Consider the following 17006-nt stretch of genomic DNA (forward strand, 5'->3'; position numbering starts at 1 on the left):
AACAGATGAAAATTCTCGTAACCGGCACAACAGGATATATTGCAAAACGACTAATTCCAGTATTACTGGAAAAAAAGCATACGCTTGTTTGCTGCGTTCGAGATAAACATAGAATTCCTGAAGAATTTCAAGATAACAATCAAATTGAGTTTGTAGTAGTTGACTTTTTAAAAAAAGCAGATGTTAGCATTCCTTCAGATATTGATATAGCCTATTATTTAATCCATTCTATGTCCACTAGCAGTAGTAATTTTGATAGTTTAGAACGTATTTGTGCTACTAATTTTAATCATTTAATTAGCCAAACGTCTTGCAAACAGGTTATTTATTTAAGTGGAATTGTAAATGATGATTCATTGTCTAAACATTTGAAATCGCGCTATAAAGTTGAAGAAATCTTAAGTAGTTCAACCTACGCACTTACAACATTAAGAGCGGGAATTATTGTAGGTAGCGGGAGTGCTTCTTTTGAAATTATTAGAGATCTGGTAGAAAAATTACCAATTATGGTAGCTCCTAAATGGTTGCATACGAAAACGCAACCAATAGCAATAAGAGATGTGTTAACTTATTTGACAGAAGCTATAGGAAAGGATGCTTTATATGATGGTTCTTTTGATATTTATGGACCAGAGGTGTTAACCTATAAGCAAATGTTGTTACAGTTTGCGGAGATTAGAGGATTTAAAAGGTGGATTTTAACGTTGCCTGTTTTAACGCCCAAGTTGTCATCGTATTGGTTGTATTTTGTTACTTCTACCTCCTTTAATTTGGCAAGATCATTAGTAGATAGTATGAAGGTTCCAGTAATAGGAAAAGAGAGTGCCATTAAAAATAATATAAAAATTACTCCATTAACTTATAAAATGGCCATACAAAAAGCCTTTTCTAAAATAGCTCAAAATTCAATAGTCTCTAGCTGGAAAGATGCTATGATAAGTGGTGTTTTTAAGTCGGAATACACAAAGTATATAGACTTACCCAATTATGGATGTTTTAAAGATCTTAGAAGTCGTGTGATTAAAAATGAGGAAAAAACCTTAAATAAAATATGGGAAATAGGAGGCAAGAGAGGGTGGTATAAATTCAATTTTTTGTGGCGATTTAGAGGTTTTATAGACCAGCTTTTTGGAGGTGTGGGCTTAAGGAGGGGAAGAAGGCATGACTCAGAGTTAAAAATAGGAGATGCAATAGATTTTTGGCGAGTGTTGTTGGCAGACAAAAAACAGAAGCGACTTTTATTGTTTGCAGAGATGAAATTACCGGGAGAAGCTTGGCTGGAATTTAAAATTATAAAAAACAAATTGTACCAAAGAGCTGTTTTCAGACCTAAAGGTGTTTTGGGGAGGTTATATTGGTATAGCGTATTGCCTTTTCACGCATTTGTTTTTAGAGGGATGATTCACGAATTAATAAAAGAATAATGATGAAAACAATTTTAGTAGTAGGAGGTAGTAAAGGAATAGGGAAAGCAATTGTTGAGGTGTTAAAAAAAGAGCATAAAATTGTGGTTTTTAGTAGAACAGCAATGAATGAAGAAAAAAACAGTACTCATTTTTGCTTAAATGTTTTAGAAGACGAGCTCCCTGAGATCCCAACGCTTCACGGACTGGTATATTGTCCTGGAAGTATAAACTTAAAGCCTTTTACAAGGTTGAGTTTAAATGATTTTAAAGAAGATTTTAATGTCAATGTATTGGGGGCTATCAGAGTTATAAAAAAATACGAACAAAGTTTAAAAGCTAATTCAGGAAATATTGTATTGTTTAGTTCTGTGGCAACGAAATTAGGGATGCCTTTTCATACAAGCGTTGCTGCTAGTAAATCGGCGGTAGAAGGATTAGGAAAGTCATTAGCAGCAGAGTATGCTACTAAAATAACGGTCAATATCATAGCGCCAACGGTAACAGATACTCCTTTGGCAGCTAGGTTGTTAAGGAATGATAAGCAAAAGGAAATCATGAAAGAACGCCATCCTTTAAAAACGTATTTAAAAGCAAGAGAGGTGGCAATATTGGCATCTTATTTATTATCTGATGAATCAAAAGCAATTTCAGGTCAAGTATTTCCTATTGATGCAGGAATGGTTAGCCTAAAAATATAACTAATGAAAAATAATATTTTTTTATACGTCCTTATCATGCTAGTCCAAGAACCTTTTACGATTGATTTTACAAACCCCTCTGTTATTACGAATTGGCGTCAAACGAATGACGATGTAATGGGAGGAGTTTCTAGCTCTAAAATGGTATTAGATCAAAAAGGAAATGGTGTTTTTTTAGGAACCGTATCTACCAAAAATAATGGTGGCTTTGCAATGACTCGCTTCCCACTACGAGTCAATTTTCCTGAAAATATAACAAAAGTAATATTGCACTTAAAGGGAGATGGAAAAAGATATCAATTTCGACTAAAATCTGATATAAAGCAGCGATTTTCGTACGTGCAGTACTTTCAAACAACTACCGAAAAGGAGCAGATTGTGTTATTGCTAAAAGATTTTTATCCTGCATTTAGGGGAAGAACGTTGAACAAAGAAAATTTTTCAGGAAACCAAATAAAAGAAATAGCTATTTTAATAGGAAATAAGAAAGATGAAGAATTTAAGTTAATGATAGATAAAATAATAATTGAATAGAAAGTAAAAGATATTACAATTATGAATTTTATCAAAATAATAATTATAATGACCTTTTTTACCTCACAAAGTCAAAATGAACAGTTGGTTACTAGTATTTACGATATAAAAATTAAAGATCTTAATGGAACTCCAATTGATTTAAAAGTGTATCAAGGAAAAAAAATCCTTTTTGTAAATGTAGCTTCCAAATGTGGCTTCACAAAACAGTATGATGATTTACAAAAATTGTATGAAAAATACCAAGAGGAACTCATGGTTATAGGAGTACCTTGCAATCAGTTTGGTGGGCAAGAACCAGGGAGTTCAGAAGAAATTCAATCTTTTTGTAGGCTTAATTATGGGGTTCGCTTTTTAATTACAGAAAAGATAGCAGTAAAGGGTGAAAAGCAACATGATTTGTACAAGTGGTTGACTAAAAAAGAATTTAATCAGGTTAAAAACTCTTCTGTAAAATGGAATTTTCAGAAATATTTAATTGACGAAACAGGAAAGTTTATAGATTACTATTTTTCAATAACCAAGCCAACTAGTAGCAGAATAACCAAACATCTTATAAGAAAATGATTACATTTTTTAAACATTCAGGAATATATACACTGGAGGCTTCACAAGAATTAAATATAGCTATAGAAAAGGCATGGGATTACTTTTCTTCTCCAGAAAATCTAGCAAGTATAACTCCTCCTAAAATGGGGTTTCAAATTACTGCTAAAGTTGATAAAAAAGCATATCAAGGGCAAATAATAACATATAAGGTTTCTCCAGTTTTAGGGATTAAAATGAATTGGGTAACAGAAATAACAGTAGTAAAAGAACAAAACTTTTTTGTTGATGAACAGCGTTTTGGTCCATATAAAATGTGGCATCACGAGCATTGGTTTGAGAAGTTGCCTGATGGGAAAACGTTGATGAAGGATAAAGTTTCGTACAAACTTCCTTTTGGTATTTTAGGCCGCTTAGCGCATAAGATATTTGTTAAAAGTGAGTTGAAGGCTATTTTTGAATACCGTTTTAAAACATTAAATGCGTTATTTAATGGATAGAGAAGTGGTTGTTTTTTGGTTTCGTAGAGATTTGCGATTGGATGATAATAGAGGTTTATTTGCTGCATTGAACTCAGGTAAATTGGTACTGCCTCTTTTTATCTTTGATGAAGAAATTACCCAGAAGCTACCCAAAAATGATGCGCGTATATCGTTTATTTATCAGACTTTGAGTGATTTGGATGGTGAGTTAAAGCGTATGGGGAGTTCTTTACTTGTTAAACAAGGAAAACCTATGGAGGTTTGGAAAGATTTAGTAGCTACCTTTTCTATTGCATCAGTATATTTTAATGAAGATTATGAGCCTTATGCAAGAAAAAGAGATGCCGATTTGCAATTGTTCTTAAAATCAGTAAATATTCAAGCACACGCTTATAAAGATCAAGTTATTTTTGAAAAAGAAGAAGTGGTTAAAAAAGATGGCTTGCCTTATACGGTATTTACTCCCTATAAAAAGAAGTGGTTGCAAACGCTTAATAAAGAAAAAGATTTGACTTTTTTTAAAGTTAAGGAGTGTTATTTTTATAAGCATCAATTACGTTTTCCGTTATTGCATGAATTAGGTTTTGAAGTTAGTACAATCAAAGTAAAACCCTATAACCTATCAAATTTAAAAGTGTATGATAGTTATAGAGACTTTCCTGGTGAAGATACAACATCATACCTGTCTCCATACTTGCGTTTTGGATTGGTTAGCATTCGTAAAATGGTGTCGTTAGCGTTAGTAACCAATGCTGTTTTTTTAAGTGAATTGATTTGGAGAGAATTTTTTATGCAAATAATCTATCATTTTCCTCAGGTAGTTACCCAAAACTTTAAGCGAAAATATGATGGTATTCAATGGAGAAATAACGAAGAAGAATTTAAAAAGTGGTGTGCAGGAACAACAGGTTACCCAATGGTAGATGCAGGAATGCGAGCGCTTAATGAAACGGGGTATATGCACAATAGAGTGCGTATGATAACGGCAGGTTTTTTATGCAAACACTTGCTTATAGATTGGCGTTGGGGAGAAGCGTATTTCGCTCAAAAATTATTGGATTATGATATGTCTGCAAATAATGGAAATTGGCAATGGGCTTCGGGTACAGGTTGCGATGCAGCCCCTTATTTTAGAATCTTTAATCCGTCTGAGCAACTTAAAAAATTCGATAAAAATTTAGTATATATAAAAAAGTGGATTCAAGATTTTGAGGAGTTAAGTTATCCTATGCCTATGGTGGTACATAAATTTGCAAGAGAAAGAGCTATTGAAACTTATAAACAAGGATTGTTATAAAGAGGATGGTGTAATTCTTAATGTAAATATTGTGTTTATTGCATTAAAGAAGAATTATTTTACGAATGTAGTATTTGATAAAGGGTATAGATATCAAATACTACATTGTTATATGTTGTCAAGTTTACTCTAAAAAATCAGGTTTTTTGTAAGCAGGATTAGGGTAGGTATAGAATCCTTCCCCTGTAGCAACACCTAATTTATGTTGCTCAATAAAATTTTCTTTTAAAAATTTAACTTTCTTTATTTTAATAGGGTCTTTTGTTTTATCAGCAACCATCATTGTTACGTTGTATAAAGTTGTCAATCCTACTACATCTAGCATTGCTAAAGGTCCCATTGGTGAACCAGTAGCTTTCATCCATGTTTTATCTATTGTTTCAACAGTAGCTACTTCTTGAGCTAAAAGGTCGGTGGCAGACTCAAAAAGAGGAACTAACATTGAATTGATAATATAACCAGGTTGTTCTTTTTTCAAAGGCAAAGCAAGCATTCCAATTGCTTTAGAAAATTGAACAACATCATTAAACACGTTTGCATCAGTGTTTGCATGCCCCATTATTTCTGCGGTATTACGTTTCCATATATTATTTGCAAAATGAAGTGCTAAGAACTTTTCAGGTCGTTGAGTTACTTCAGCAAAATCACTTGGAACCATGGTAGAAGAGTTTGTTACAAAAACAGTTTTTTCAGGAGCTAATGCCGCAAGATCTTGATAAAAAGAGGTTTTGATTTGAGGGTTTTCTGGAATGGATTCAATCACTAAATCCGCATCTTTTACAGCCTCTTTTAAATTAGAAGTATAACGTAAATTTTTATAAGTAGTATCTAATTGCTCTTTTGTTGCATTTAGATCGGTTTTATACGATTCACTTAGCGTATTAAATTTTAATTTTGCGTTCTCTAAAATTTCATTATTAATGTCAAAAACAGTAACATTAAAGCCATGAAAAGCCGTTTGAAAAGCGATTTGATAACCTAATATTCCACTGCCAGCTACGGTGATGTTTTTATAATTCATTTTTTAGTATTTAATATTGATGATATATGGGGTATTTTTAAATAAGAGGTATGACTTCAAGAACCCCTTATGGTATATGAATCTCAAATTTAAATTAAAAAGAGCAGGAATTAAAATTATAACAATAGGTTGTTTTTATGAGTAGATTGTTTTTTGGTTTGTTGTGAAAAGAATCTCCTTTGTACTAATTTTTTGGGATTCATAAAAAGCGAAGACATCCTTAAAATCTTAGGTTTTTCTACTGCTCCATGGCATACAAAGTAAGGGGCTATTTTTTGTAGAAGTTTAGCATCCGTTTCTCCTAAGTAAAACTCTCGATACCGAATGATGGTATGGTATGTAGAATAATTGTTAGGTTGTTGCATGAAAGCAATGCCCTGTTTTGATAATTTGAATAAAGAAAAAAGATACTATTTTCTTTGAAATTAATTTACAACGATATAAAGGTTATAAAAAATAGGAGCATAAAAAAGGCATTGCTATATTGTTATAGTTGTGCTGTAATTAGCCCCTTTATGATATTTATAATGTTTTCAGCTCCGTACCTGTTTAATACTGTGTGGTTTAGGGTTGGTGACCAAAAACTGCTGATCCAAAGTGTGTGGTAATCGTATTTATCTGCAATTTCATCTACTTTTTTAACTGTCATTCCTCCAGTTCTAGTAGCGCAGATAATGATATTACAAGCTTCTTTTGCTAGTTCTTCAACGGTATTATCGTGTATCATTCGACTATTTGGATCTCCTTGGCTTTCAAAGCCAATTTTAATTTTTCCAATAGTAATTGATAGAAATATATCATGATTATAATTAATCGGGGTAATAGATGGAATGGCATTATCAGGATATAATTCTAAAATTAGCTGGCATACTTTTTTTATAGTTTCTGATTTTCCTTGGTTTGATTTTCCATGAACGGCAATGATCGTATTATTCATATCGTTTAATTTTTGTTGATGCTCTCTTAAAATTTTCTGAGAGGTAGTCTTAGGAATAAATTTAGCGCTGTTTTTTGGGTTATAACTAAAATTTATCGGCTACGTATGTATGATTAATAGCCTTTCAAAGTTAAATGAAAAAGAATAGCAATCAAAATCGTAGTAATAGATTGTTTTGTTAACTTGTTGTTTGTTAGTGTTTTGTGTATAAGTACGTATTTCAATTAGCGTATAATTACGTAGGTATTTAAAATAAAAAGGAGTACTATTGATCGTTAAATACGCAAAGATCTAGTAGCGTTGAGGTTTTACATAAAAAAGTTTTTTCCTTCGTTTTTATTCTCAAAAAATGCAGAGATAAGCTATTTAAATTTCTTTTTTATTTGATTAATAAAAGCATTCTCTATTGCTGTTATGTTGTTAAGGCTAGCAATAAACCAATCCCTTTTTCCTTGGTTATTTTTGAATGGGATACTTTTTAAATTGTTGTTTGTTAGAAATGGTGTAATTGCCCATTCAGCCATAATAGATATTCCTAAATTTGCGCTAACTAGTTGTATGATAGCTTCAGTTAGTTGTACTTTTTGGATGGAATTAACCCAGTTAATGTCGTTTTTTAAGATATTGGTGAGGACGTAATTTTTTTCTTCTGGAATGTCATAAATAATTAGGTTTTGTTCTTTTAGGTCAGATAATTCAAGATTTTCAAAGGCTGCCAAACTATTTTCTTTTGAAGTAACGATAACCATTTTATCACTTATGAGTGGCTCAAAATGTATTGATGAGGTATGTGATTTATTACTTACAATTGCTAGATCAATTTTTCCTTCAGATAGAAATTGAAGCGGTTTTTGGGTTGCTTCTATATTGATTTGAACGTTAATGTCTGGTTTTCTTTTTTTGAATTTTTGAACAACATTAGGAAGCCAATGATAACAGGTATAGCACTCAGTAGTTAATCGAATTTCTTTTTTCTCACCTTTTTTCAATTCATCGAGTTTGGCGTTGAGTAGGCTAAAAGATATTAATAATTTTTCTGAAGTTTTATAGAGTATTTCCCCTGCTTCTGTCAGAAGCAATTTTTTATTTAACCTGTTGAATACTTTAAGGCCTATTTCTTCTTCCATTTTTTTTAGTTGATGACTTAATGCAGGTTGCGAAAGAAATAATTTTTCTGAAGCTTTTGTTATAGAGCCCTCTTTTACAATGGTATTGATCATTTTTAGGTTTCTTAAAGAAATATTCATCATTCATTAATTTTATAATTATCATAAAATTAATTCATTTTTTTGATGTGTGCAAAAAAGATATTTTTGACTCAGGAATTTTAACTTAAAAATAATGAAATACACAATTCAAGTTTGGAGTACTAGAAGTATCATTTTAGTACCTACATTTATTCTAATATTCATTTTTAATACAAATATTATGGGACAAAAAAGTAAGGCAGAATCTAATTATTATGAAGTATACGGTAGTAATATGCATGTACTAGAATATGGTAAAGGAAAAGGAAACCCTATTCTTTTTTTACATGGAAATCCTTCTAGTAGCTTTTTATGGAGAAATATTACTCCTTATGTAGAAGGAATAGGGAATCATATTATTATTCCAGATCTTATAGGTATGGGGAAGTCGGATAAACCATCTATTGATTATACTTATATGGAGCAGTACGCTTATATTGAAAAATTGATTAATAAAATGGAGCTTAAAGATATAATTCTTGTATTGCATGATTGGGGGTCTGGGCTAGGATTTAATTATTTTGCAAACCATCAAGATAATGTAAAAGGAATTGTTTTTATGGAAGGGATTATAGAGGATATAGGAGCTTATTTTGATAAAGATACGCAAGCATTTTTTAAAAGATTAAGAGGAAAGGAAGGGTATAAAATGATTGCAGAAGAAAATATTTTCTTAAACGATGTTTTGCCTACCTGGGTTGTTAGAGGCTTGACAGATAATGAACTAGAGTCTTATAAAGCACCGTTTAAAACTATTGAAAGTAGAAAGCCTATTTGGAAATTTGTTTCTCAAGTACCATTTAATGGAAAACCTGAATTAACATCTGCGATTGTGAAAAATTATAGAGAACAGTTGCAAAAATCGAATATTCCAAAAATGTTTTTTTATGCAGAACCTGGAGCTTTTATGCCAGAAAAAGTGCGCAATTGGATAATTGATAATATTTCAAATATGGAGGTTGTAAATATAGGTGCAGGAACCCATTTCATTCAAGAGGATAACCCAGATTTAATTGGTCAAAAAATAAAGGAGTTTATACTAAAGCTTCAATAAAAGATAAAATCCCTTATTAACTTATGGGTAAACCCAGCAATAGTGATTGTCTTAATGAGACTGTGATGCATAGCGCAACGCATAGAATTATGAAAAGAACATCACTTGTACTGTCTAACTCATCGCATTTTATCTAATAACTAGTTAGTTTGTTTTTAAGCTGTTTGTTGCTGAAAAATGAAACTAAAGGGAGGGTTATACTTGAGTTTTTTGCTTAAAACAAGTTCCAAAATAATTTGAGCTATCTATTGGTAAAATACAATATCCTATATAGTAGGTGATTTCTTATGTTACCCTTGATTTTATCCTTCGTTTTTTTGGAGAAAAAAACGAAGGAAAGGGTTAACTTATACAACTAAAAGATGATTATTAAAGCGTACAGATGATACAGTAAGCAAATAGCAGGTACATACTTCCTCCATTTTTATTCTCAAAAAATGCAGAGAAATTCACCTTATCAATCTAAAAAATCCATGATTAAGTTCGAATCTCTCTATAAAATTCCAAAAACTTCTTATAAAAAAAAGAGAGAATTATTTCAGTTAAAAAAAATATAACCTATTGATATATAGTGTGAATCTGTACAAGCTTTTTGGAGATGGTTGAAAAGTTTGTACAGAAAAAAGGGTAGAAAACTTGTACAAACTTTTTGGAGGTGGTTGAAAAGTTTGTACAGGAAAATGAGTAGAAAACTTGTACAAACTTTTTAGAGGTGGTTGAAAAGTTTGTACAGGAAAATGGATAGAAAACTTGTACAAACTTTTTGGAGGTGATGGAAAAGTTTGTACAAAAAAGAGGGGGCAAAAAACAAACGATTCTTTTTAAAATAGGAATATTTAATTTACCTTAGCAGCAGGTATTGATGGTGGTATTTTGGGAGCTAATGGATTGTCAAATTTGCTAGGTGATCCAGCAATCAAAAAAGAAGTATATCCAACATTAATCAGATAAGGAAGGTTTAAATCACTTCAATGATATAACCTTCTAAAAAAAATAAATAAAGATGAAAAAGAGGATTCAATATATGATGGCCATGGTATGGTGTGTTGAGAAGCCATACGCAGTATGCAAAGAAACCATAGGTAATTTCATGGCAAAAAGACAAGGTACCATCGATCAATTCTTAAAAAGGCACTTTCTACAAAATAGCCTATTGCTTACGGTTTACTTTTTACTATGCATATCGCTGACCCATGCCCAACGCTATCCAGTACAAGTAACGCAAACAATCATTCCTCCTTATACGACCAAACTGAGTGATTACACCAGCGCCAGCGATGTCAAACTACGCTTACATCTATTGTTAACCGATGTGGTAGCCAATAATAAGCAAGTACGTCTAAAATTACGTATCCAAGGTAATGGACTTGATATACGTTCTGTAGATTTTGTACATGGTGCAAGTCCTATATTTTTAAATGGAGGTGTTTCAAATCAATATACAAACATCGATTTAAGTTCCTATTTTGAACCCAATAATTTAATAGGAATCACCCCACGGCAATACCAGAAATCTTTGCCCGAGGGAGTATATACCTTTTGTTGGGAAGTATATGATGCGTTTACCAACGAACAATTGAATCACCCAACATTAGGCTGTTCTAATATTTATTTGCTTTTAAACGATCCTCCTTTTTTAAACGTTCCCTATAAAGGCGACCAAGTCGTGGCACAAGATCCAATGAATATTATTTTTCAATGGACGCCCAGACATGCCAATGCGAGCAATGTATCATATGAATTTGAATTACGAGAATTATGGGACACTCAAATAGCTCCGGAAGCAGCTTTTTTAACGTCCCCTAATTATTATACAGAAACCACAGCTACTACTACACTATTATACCATATTGGTAAGCCAACATTATTGCCGAACAAACGATATGGTTGGCGGGTAAGAGCGGTATCAAGAACAGGGCTAAGTAAGAACTCGGTTTTTAAAAATGATGGGTATAGTGAGATCTATTATTTTACCTATAATACGGCTTGTTACCCACCTAGATATGTACTTTCAGAAGCAGTAGGTAAAGCGCGTATTCAAATACGTTGGCAAGGGATGCCTGAACATAAAAGATACCATGTTCAGTATAAAAGAGCAGACATTCCTGATGCGGAATGGTTTGAGGTATATACTTACAATACACAGGTGCAAATTAGCAATTTACGAGCAGGCAAAACCTATGTTTTTCGAGTCGGAGGTAGTTGTAATGAGCTGAATGATTTTAACCCTTTGTATGCTTATAGTGCCATTAATGAGATTAGTCTGCCCGCTAAAAATGAAAAGAGTAGCAGCTATACTTGTGGTATTGTACCAGAAATAGAAATAAGCAATACCCAGCCTTTGCAAAATATAGGGATTAATGAAACTTTTACAGCGGGTGATTTTCCAGTAACGATCAAGCAAGTATCAGGGAGTAATGGTCGTTTTAGAGGAGTTGGTTATATTGTAGTGCCTTATTTAGCAGACACAAAATTAGCGGTAAGTTTTACTAATATTCGTATCAATACGGATTATCAATTGATAGAGGGGGTAGTAAGTACGACGTATGATGCTACTTGGGGTGATGTGGAGAGTGCAGATGAATTTATTGATGGGTTAGGAGATTTGATTGATGAAATTGAAGAAACTGTTAACACTCTTTTTGAGAATGGAGAAATAACTTCAGAGGAAAAAGAAGACGCTTTAGGTCAGTTAAATGAAGCTACAACAAACTTACAAGGAGCAGCAGAACAGCAAAACCAAGCAGATGAGAAAAAACAACAAGCAGAAAAAGCCGAAAGTCCTGAAAAAGAAAAACTACAAGAAGAAGCTGAAAAATTAGAAAAAGAAAGCAAAGAAACACAACAGGAAGTAAATAAAGCTCTTAATGAATTACAAAATAAGTTTGGAGTTAAAGGAAAAGATGGCGGTTTAGAAATAAAAACAGATGCCTTTTTTGATGGAGTTATTAGTTATGGAAAAGGGAAAAATGTTATTACCCATAAACGTTTAGATGGAAATGGAGAAATTTCTATTAATACAACTGACCCAAATAATAATATTCCTGATACAAGTGATTATAATTTTACTCATAACGGAAAACAATATAATGTTATAGTAACACATTCAAATTCTACAATTGAAGCTATAAATGATGCAAAAGATAAGGCAGTAAACCCAAGCACAGGAATTGTCATCTATTTTCATTACGATTTAGAAAAAGAAAACTTAGGTTATACTGTAAATTTTGCTCCCGATTACTTTGGTAATTTACCTAATCAAGATTTTTTAGAGGTTCAAGAATTACACAAAGAAGCTTTATTAAACTTGTTAAAGCAATTACAATCATCCGAAGATATAATTAATGTTATTTATAATAATGTTTTAGAAATTAATACTCTTTTTCAAGAGTCATTAAATAAAATACAATTACCTGAAACTATTTGGAATCCTGACGCTGAAAATTATACGAATAATGATTTCCATTTTGAGCCTTTAGAGGCAGGTCTTATAGATGGAGCTATCGAAGAAATTAAAAGTATTCCTTTACTTATTAGTTTGGTAGTAGATTATAGTACCAATCCTAAAACTAGAAAAAAAATAAACAAAGCATTTTCTGATTTTGACTTTACAAATGTTATGGATAAATGGTATGAAAGTAGAAAAGACCTTTATACCTCAGGAACAATACATAAAATTGAATATAGAACAGGAAAAGATGTTGTAGAAGTTGGAACTTTAATTGGTAGAGGTGGCCTTGCTACTTTAGGTAAAATTAAAAAAGGAACAGACCTTGTTGAAGGGGTAACGAGTGCTATTAAAAAAGTGGCTAAGGAGGGGGGGGAAGCTCTGAGTTTTCTAGAAAAATCAAAACTTTTTATAAAAGGTGAGAATGCATTGTTAAGGTATTCTCGAAAAGATGGAACTTTTTTTATGCATAAATCTCCGTCAAATCCTAATTTGACTACAGGGTATTCAAATGAACTTACCTTTAGTTTTAAATATAAAAGTGGTTCAAATGCTAATAGTAAGGATGTTTTTGGTAAAATAGGAGTAACTGATGAAGGTTATATAGTAGGTAATTTGCGAAAGCCAACAGGGATGAACAATCAACAAATTAAAGGTGTTACTGAAGATGCTATGGATATGGCATTACATCACTTTGGAAAAAATAAAGTTAAAGGGATTAAAGCACTTTGGGTTAAAAATGCAGATTTATACCCTAATATGGTAGGAAATAAATCTATAAATTTATCAAAATTTGAAAAAGCTTTAGAAACGATGGATAAAAGTAAAGCAGTTTTTCATACGGTTACAGGTACTTATGCTAAATCTCGTAATTTTACAAAGGTAATAGAAGTAAAAAAATTAGAAGAAGCAATAGATGGTGTGTATGGTTATGAAGTAATTTTTGGAACATTTTAAATAGATGAAGAATATTATAACAAACTTAGAAAGAAATAAAGAAAAGGAATATTCAGATTTCTTTATTGTACATGAATTAATCGACCCTCTTTATGATTCAATAAGAGATATCGTTGGAGAAAATATAATGATCTTGAATCAAAGTAGAATCTTAATGAGGCAGGGACATATAAGTGAAGGTATAAAAAAATATCAAAATTTTAAAGAAGGATGGACTGAATTTAGGGAAATGTTCGATAGACTAAATAAATTAGTTCCTTTGACTTTGAATAAAAATTTATCTGTTATTGAAGAATTAATAACAAATAGCACAGAACGTAATTTACTTTCTAAAATACCAGTTGCTCCGAAAAAATATCTTGAGGACGATAATTTAAACGAAACAGATTTAGATTGGATTATTGGTAAGATTAAAGATTATTGGGGTAAATATTCCCAAATATATTCCTCAAATAGATTAAATTATCTTCTTAAAATTAGTAATGTCATAATTTAATTATTACTACAAAATAAACTGAATTTTTCTTTTAGCGATAAATGCATTAATGAAAATATTATACTACATAAAATATTTGTTTTTTCTTCTGCTAATATTTTTGTTGGGAGTACAAGGTACATACTCCAAAACGGAGCTAGTTTTACTACAAAAAGAAGTTTCTTTTTCAATTGAGAAAGACCAAAGTTTTCAAAGCCTAGAAAAAGAACTACAACCTAACGTTGGCTTTTTAAAAGAAAAAGCTATGTTTGTAACTGTACAGTATAGTCATACTGTGAATTCCTATAATTTATCTAAAGGACATCTGTGTGAAGTGGCTAAGGAGGGGGGTGGGTTAATCAAACGATTAGATGAACTTAATCTTAGTGTATTAACAAAAAAGTTAGATGACTTAGGAGATGCAACTAAAGCTAAGTTTTTTGATGATTTTGCAGATGCTTCTGATGACGCTTTGATTGCGCTAAACAATAAAACGGATTTAATTAATTACTGGAAGACTAATGGTAATTTTTTTAAAAATAAAACTTATTCAGGTAGTAATGTAGATTGGGCTACAACTAAAAATGCGATAGAATCAGGAACAAATAATACTAATAAAGCAATTTTAGAAGCTATTGAAGATCGAGTTTTAATCGAGCCTTTAACAGGCTCTAAACCTGTTATGGCAGGTGCTTATTGCCCTGAATTAGGAGGGGATGTAATCGTAAAATATAATTTAACGACTGCAGAGAAAGTAACTTTTAATTATAATAACCTTGAGCCTGTAATTAAGGATCAAATCGATTATATGAATTTAATTCGTCAAGACGCATTAGATGGAGGTAATCTATATGAAAAATTATACACTGGAGTAACTAAAAATAAAATTATAGCAGCAGGTGATGCAGCTAGTCATGCTGAAGTACTTGCTTTAGATGCTTTAATTAAGGAAATGAAGATAGCAGGTATTTATAGTTCAAAAGCTGATTTAAGTAAAATATCTGTTTTGGTAAAAGGAAAAGGTTCTTGGGGAAATATGTGTAGATGTCCTCATTGTTTTCATTTAACTGATGGAGTAAATATGATTGGACATTAATAAATATGACTGAATTAGAGGTATTAAATAAGCGTTTTATATTTTATGTAAATGATTTTATGTGGTTAGCTCCCTTAAATGAAATTAGTAATGAAGCGACATTTGAAGTTTATAATAAAGAGTTAAATGTTCCTTTAGTATCCAAAATTTTGGATTTTTTAAATACTGAAAAATACCTTTCTTTAGAATTAAAAAGCAAAGATTTATTATCTAGCCTATCAACTCAATTTTGGGATAATACTCTTCTGAGCCCATTATTTCATTTTTCAGGAATTAGATTAAAGGATTTTCAAAGAGAAATAGATTTTCAAATGTTATTTCAAATGAGCTCTAATGATAATGATTTTTATGATTATGCTAATTGGATAGTAGAGGTTAAAGATTTTAGGATTGTAGGGGTTTTTAGAGAGCAACTATAAATAATATTTACTCCCTGCTTTTCTGGTCTACTAACTTTAATATACTTGGCATTCTATATTCACCGTGCATATTTAAGATGTGAAAACTAGCTTTTTCTAAATCAAAGCCAAGAGTAGTAATATATAAAGGCTTTTTACTTTGTCCTCTAAAAACTTCTTTTTTGAGTTTGTTAAGTGTGTGAAAGTTATTTTTGGCAACACCAATTACAGGAGTTTTACCTTTTAATTCGTTAAATAAATAGCCTCCAAGTCCTAGTTTTCCATCATCATCTAAAATTACATATCCATCAATCAAAAGAATATCCTCTTTAGGATTAAGATTTAGTTTGTTAATTACACTCAATAAACAAGGAAGTTCTCTTTTGTAGAAAGCCCCACTTTCATATTCTTGAATATCGGTAGTAATTTCGGTTAGTTCAAAACTAGGTGTTGCATCCCCCCAATCATTTATGCCTACCACAGCAGTATTGGCAAAATTATCGCCATAATATGTATCAAAACAATAAATCAAGAAGAGTCGTTATTATAAAATAGATTGAATTTTTCTTTTGGCAATAAAAGCATCAGTTAGCGTATAGACATAATTTTTATCTTTCTCGGTCATACGAGCTACTTATTTAATTCTATAGATTGGTTTGTCAGTCATTTCTAAATCAGTATTTCCTGCCAAATAATCCAAAGAAACCTCTAAATCTTTATGTTTTAAGTTTTTTTCTTCCTTTACTATTTTGAGTCTATTTCTAAAATTGGTATTCATAATATCTTATTTGTAGCTATTTGGCGGTAGTTTATGCAAATATATAGCATAGTTTGAGCAAAACAAATTCAAAAGCCTTACTTTTTAATCACTGGAATGTCTAGTTTTGTTGTGACGATTTTTAAAAACAGGAAAAATCACCTCCGCTACTTTTAAAGCATTGCAGAAAATACTAGCAACATTATAAAAGACGATAGTTAGCTTTGGTAAGTTTGGTAAAAAACTGTTGGTTAAAATAGACCATGTTACAGGTGAAGTTTTAGTAAAAGGGCAAAAGATAGCGCGTTTAAATAAAGAAAAACTTACCTTGTACGTCAAAGCGTTATCTGAAAGTATTGATGACAATTTACAGCCAGTAGGTCAATTAATTACTCCAGAGGGATATCTAGTAAAGCTTGATGATGGTAGAAGTATTTATGATCGTGTTTTTAATATTATTGAAGATACGAACGGAAAGTATAAAGTCAGTAGCTAAGTTGGTTAATAAAGGGAGTAGGGTTTTTTAAAAATTCCCTAAACCTATAGATTTTGGAGGTGATATAATTAAAAATACAGGTAAAAAGCTTAATATTCTTGGTCGCGCCAATCCTAAAAAAGGTTCTATTGGTACAAAGAAAATATATGACGAATTA

Annotated in this window: 18 protein-coding genes; 12 read left to right on the forward strand and 6 right to left on the reverse strand. The window is 31.4% G+C overall.

The features are described 5' to 3' along the window. Positions 1-5 precede the first annotated feature (5 nt). Genes MARIT_RS02105 through MARIT_RS02130 form a run of 6 tightly spaced genes read left to right on the forward strand, consistent with a single transcriptional unit; the run spans position 6 to position 4963 of the window. Positions 6-1424, forward strand: a complete 1419-nt coding sequence (locus MARIT_RS02105) for an SDR family oxidoreductase (RefSeq protein ID WP_100210631.1) — start codon at positions 6-8, stop codon at positions 1422-1424. Continuing rightward, positions 1424-2104 (forward strand): SDR family NAD(P)-dependent oxidoreductase, encoded by a 681-nt coding sequence (locus MARIT_RS02110; RefSeq protein ID WP_306301118.1) that lies wholly within the window; start codon positions 1424-1426, stop codon positions 2102-2104. The genes MARIT_RS02105 and MARIT_RS02110 overlap by 1 nt, the downstream gene beginning before the upstream one ends. Before the next feature lie 3 nt (positions 2105-2107). Further along, positions 2108-2638, forward strand: coding sequence for a CIA30 family protein (locus MARIT_RS02115; protein ID WP_231975180.1), 531 nt, complete (start codon positions 2108-2110; stop codon positions 2636-2638). Between the two features lie 48 nt (positions 2639-2686). Then, positions 2687-3205, forward strand: coding sequence for a glutathione peroxidase (locus MARIT_RS02120; RefSeq protein WP_100210632.1), 519 nt, complete (start codon positions 2687-2689; stop codon positions 3203-3205). Further along, on the forward strand, positions 3202-3684 hold the full coding sequence (locus MARIT_RS02125) for an SRPBCC family protein (protein ID WP_038025218.1): 483 nt from the start codon (positions 3202-3204) through the stop codon (positions 3682-3684). The genes MARIT_RS02120 and MARIT_RS02125 overlap by 4 nt, the downstream gene beginning before the upstream one ends. Beyond that, positions 3665-4963 (forward strand): cryptochrome/photolyase family protein, encoded by a 1299-nt coding sequence (locus MARIT_RS02130; RefSeq protein ID WP_231975181.1) that lies wholly within the window; start codon positions 3665-3667, stop codon positions 4961-4963. Before MARIT_RS02125 ends, MARIT_RS02130 begins: the two co-directional genes overlap by 20 nt. 124 nt (positions 4964-5087) lie before the next feature. Here the strand turns inward: MARIT_RS02130 and MARIT_RS02135 are convergent, their stop codons facing one another. The 4 genes from MARIT_RS02135 to MARIT_RS02150 form a co-directional block, all read right to left on the reverse strand. Beyond that, positions 5088-5984: a 3-hydroxyacyl-CoA dehydrogenase gene (locus tag MARIT_RS02135; RefSeq protein ID WP_100210633.1), complete on the reverse strand. Its 897-nt coding sequence runs from the start codon at positions 5982-5984 to the stop codon at positions 5088-5090. A gap of 116 nt (positions 5985-6100) precedes the next feature. Continuing rightward, the gene (locus tag MARIT_RS02140) at positions 6101-6349 is read right to left on the reverse strand and encodes a hypothetical protein (protein WP_100210634.1); all 249 of its coding nucleotides are present in this window, start codon (positions 6347-6349) and stop codon (positions 6101-6103) included. A gap of 122 nt (positions 6350-6471) precedes the next feature. Continuing rightward, complete coding sequence (locus MARIT_RS02145) at positions 6472-6921, reverse strand: hypothetical protein (protein ID WP_100210635.1); 450 nt, start codon at positions 6919-6921, stop codon at positions 6472-6474. 362 nt (positions 6922-7283) lie between these two features. Continuing rightward, a complete protein-coding gene (locus MARIT_RS02150; RefSeq protein WP_162288600.1) occupies positions 7284-8168 on the reverse strand; it encodes a LysR family transcriptional regulator in 885 nt (294 codons plus the stop codon). A gap of 94 nt (positions 8169-8262) precedes the next feature. Here MARIT_RS02150 and MARIT_RS02155 point away from each other — a divergent pair, with 94 nt between their 5' ends. The 5 genes from MARIT_RS02155 to MARIT_RS02175 all read left to right on the forward strand — a co-directional run bounded on the left by MARIT_RS02155 (position 8263) and on the right by MARIT_RS02175 (position 15617). Further along, entirely contained in the window at positions 8263-9222 is a 960-nt protein-coding gene (locus tag MARIT_RS02155) for a haloalkane dehalogenase (protein WP_024740140.1), read from the forward strand. Positions 9223-10225: 1003 nt separating this feature from the next. Next, the gene (locus MARIT_RS02160; RefSeq protein WP_100210636.1) at positions 10226-13627 is read left to right on the forward strand and encodes a hypothetical protein; all 3402 of its coding nucleotides are present in this window, start codon (positions 10226-10228) and stop codon (positions 13625-13627) included. 4 nt (positions 13628-13631) lie between these two features. Next, entirely contained in the window at positions 13632-14123 is a 492-nt protein-coding gene (locus tag MARIT_RS02165; RefSeq protein ID WP_024742471.1) for a hypothetical protein, read from the forward strand. Positions 14124-14223: 100 nt separating this feature from the next. After that, complete coding sequence (locus tag MARIT_RS02170) at positions 14224-15198, forward strand: hypothetical protein (protein ID WP_162288601.1); 975 nt, start codon at positions 14224-14226, stop codon at positions 15196-15198. Positions 15199-15203: 5 nt separating this feature from the next. Continuing rightward, positions 15204-15617, forward strand: coding sequence for a hypothetical protein (locus MARIT_RS02175; RefSeq protein WP_100210638.1), 414 nt, complete (start codon positions 15204-15206; stop codon positions 15615-15617). 7 nt (positions 15618-15624) lie between these two features. Here the strand turns inward: MARIT_RS02175 and MARIT_RS02180 are convergent, their stop codons facing one another. Then, entirely contained in the window at positions 15625-16128 is a 504-nt protein-coding gene (locus MARIT_RS02180) for an endonuclease V (RefSeq protein ID WP_100210639.1), read from the reverse strand. 102 nt (positions 16129-16230) lie between these two features. Continuing rightward, positions 16231-16374, reverse strand: coding sequence for a hypothetical protein (locus MARIT_RS15375; protein ID WP_157926165.1), 144 nt, complete (start codon positions 16372-16374; stop codon positions 16231-16233). Positions 16375-16600: 226 nt separating this feature from the next. Between MARIT_RS15375 and MARIT_RS02185 the strand changes: the two genes are divergently transcribed. Next, positions 16601-16849, forward strand: coding sequence for a hypothetical protein (locus MARIT_RS02185; protein WP_100210640.1), 249 nt, complete (start codon positions 16601-16603; stop codon positions 16847-16849). The last annotated feature ends 157 nt before the right edge of the window (positions 16850-17006 follow it).

The sequence above is a fragment of the Tenacibaculum maritimum NCIMB 2154 genome, assembly GCF_900119795.1.
GTDB lineage: Bacteria > Bacteroidota > Bacteroidia > Flavobacteriales > Flavobacteriaceae > Polaribacter > Polaribacter maritimus.

Coding starts and splice junctions, on each gene's coding strand:
- MARIT_RS02165 (WP_024742471.1), top strand. CDS start 13,632: ATGAAGAATATTATAACAAACTTAGAAAGAAATAAAGAAAAGGAATAT.
- MARIT_RS02140 (WP_100210634.1), bottom strand. CDS start 6,349: ATGCAACAACCTAACAATTATTCTACATACCATACCATCATTCGGTAT.
- MARIT_RS02125 (WP_038025218.1), top strand. CDS start 3,202: ATGATTACATTTTTTAAACATTCAGGAATATATACACTGGAGGCTTCA.
- MARIT_RS02130 (WP_231975181.1), top strand. CDS start 3,665: ATGCGTTATTTAATGGATAGAGAAGTGGTTGTTTTTTGGTTTCGTAGA.
- MARIT_RS02160 (WP_100210636.1), top strand. CDS start 10,226: ATGAAAAAGAGGATTCAATATATGATGGCCATGGTATGGTGTGTTGAG.
- MARIT_RS02145 (WP_100210635.1), bottom strand. CDS start 6,921: ATGAATAATACGATCATTGCCGTTCATGGAAAATCAAACCAAGGAAAA.
- MARIT_RS02110 (WP_306301118.1), top strand. CDS start 1,424: ATGATGAAAACAATTTTAGTAGTAGGAGGTAGTAAAGGAATAGGGAAA.
- MARIT_RS15375 (WP_157926165.1), bottom strand. CDS start 16,374: ATGAATACCAATTTTAGAAATAGACTCAAAATAGTAAAGGAAGAAAAA.
- MARIT_RS02120 (WP_100210632.1), top strand. CDS start 2,687: ATGACCTTTTTTACCTCACAAAGTCAAAATGAACAGTTGGTTACTAGT.
- MARIT_RS02135 (WP_100210633.1), bottom strand. CDS start 5,984: ATGAATTATAAAAACATCACCGTAGCTGGCAGTGGAATATTAGGTTAT.
- MARIT_RS02105 (WP_100210631.1), top strand. CDS start 6: ATGAAAATTCTCGTAACCGGCACAACAGGATATATTGCAAAACGACTA.
- MARIT_RS02115 (WP_231975180.1), top strand. CDS start 2,108: ATGAAAAATAATATTTTTTTATACGTCCTTATCATGCTAGTCCAAGAA.
- MARIT_RS02150 (WP_162288600.1), bottom strand. CDS start 8,168: ATGAATATTTCTTTAAGAAACCTAAAAATGATCAATACCATTGTAAAA.
- MARIT_RS02155 (WP_024740140.1), top strand. CDS start 8,263: ATGAAATACACAATTCAAGTTTGGAGTACTAGAAGTATCATTTTAGTA.
- MARIT_RS02175 (WP_100210638.1), top strand. CDS start 15,204: ATGACTGAATTAGAGGTATTAAATAAGCGTTTTATATTTTATGTAAAT.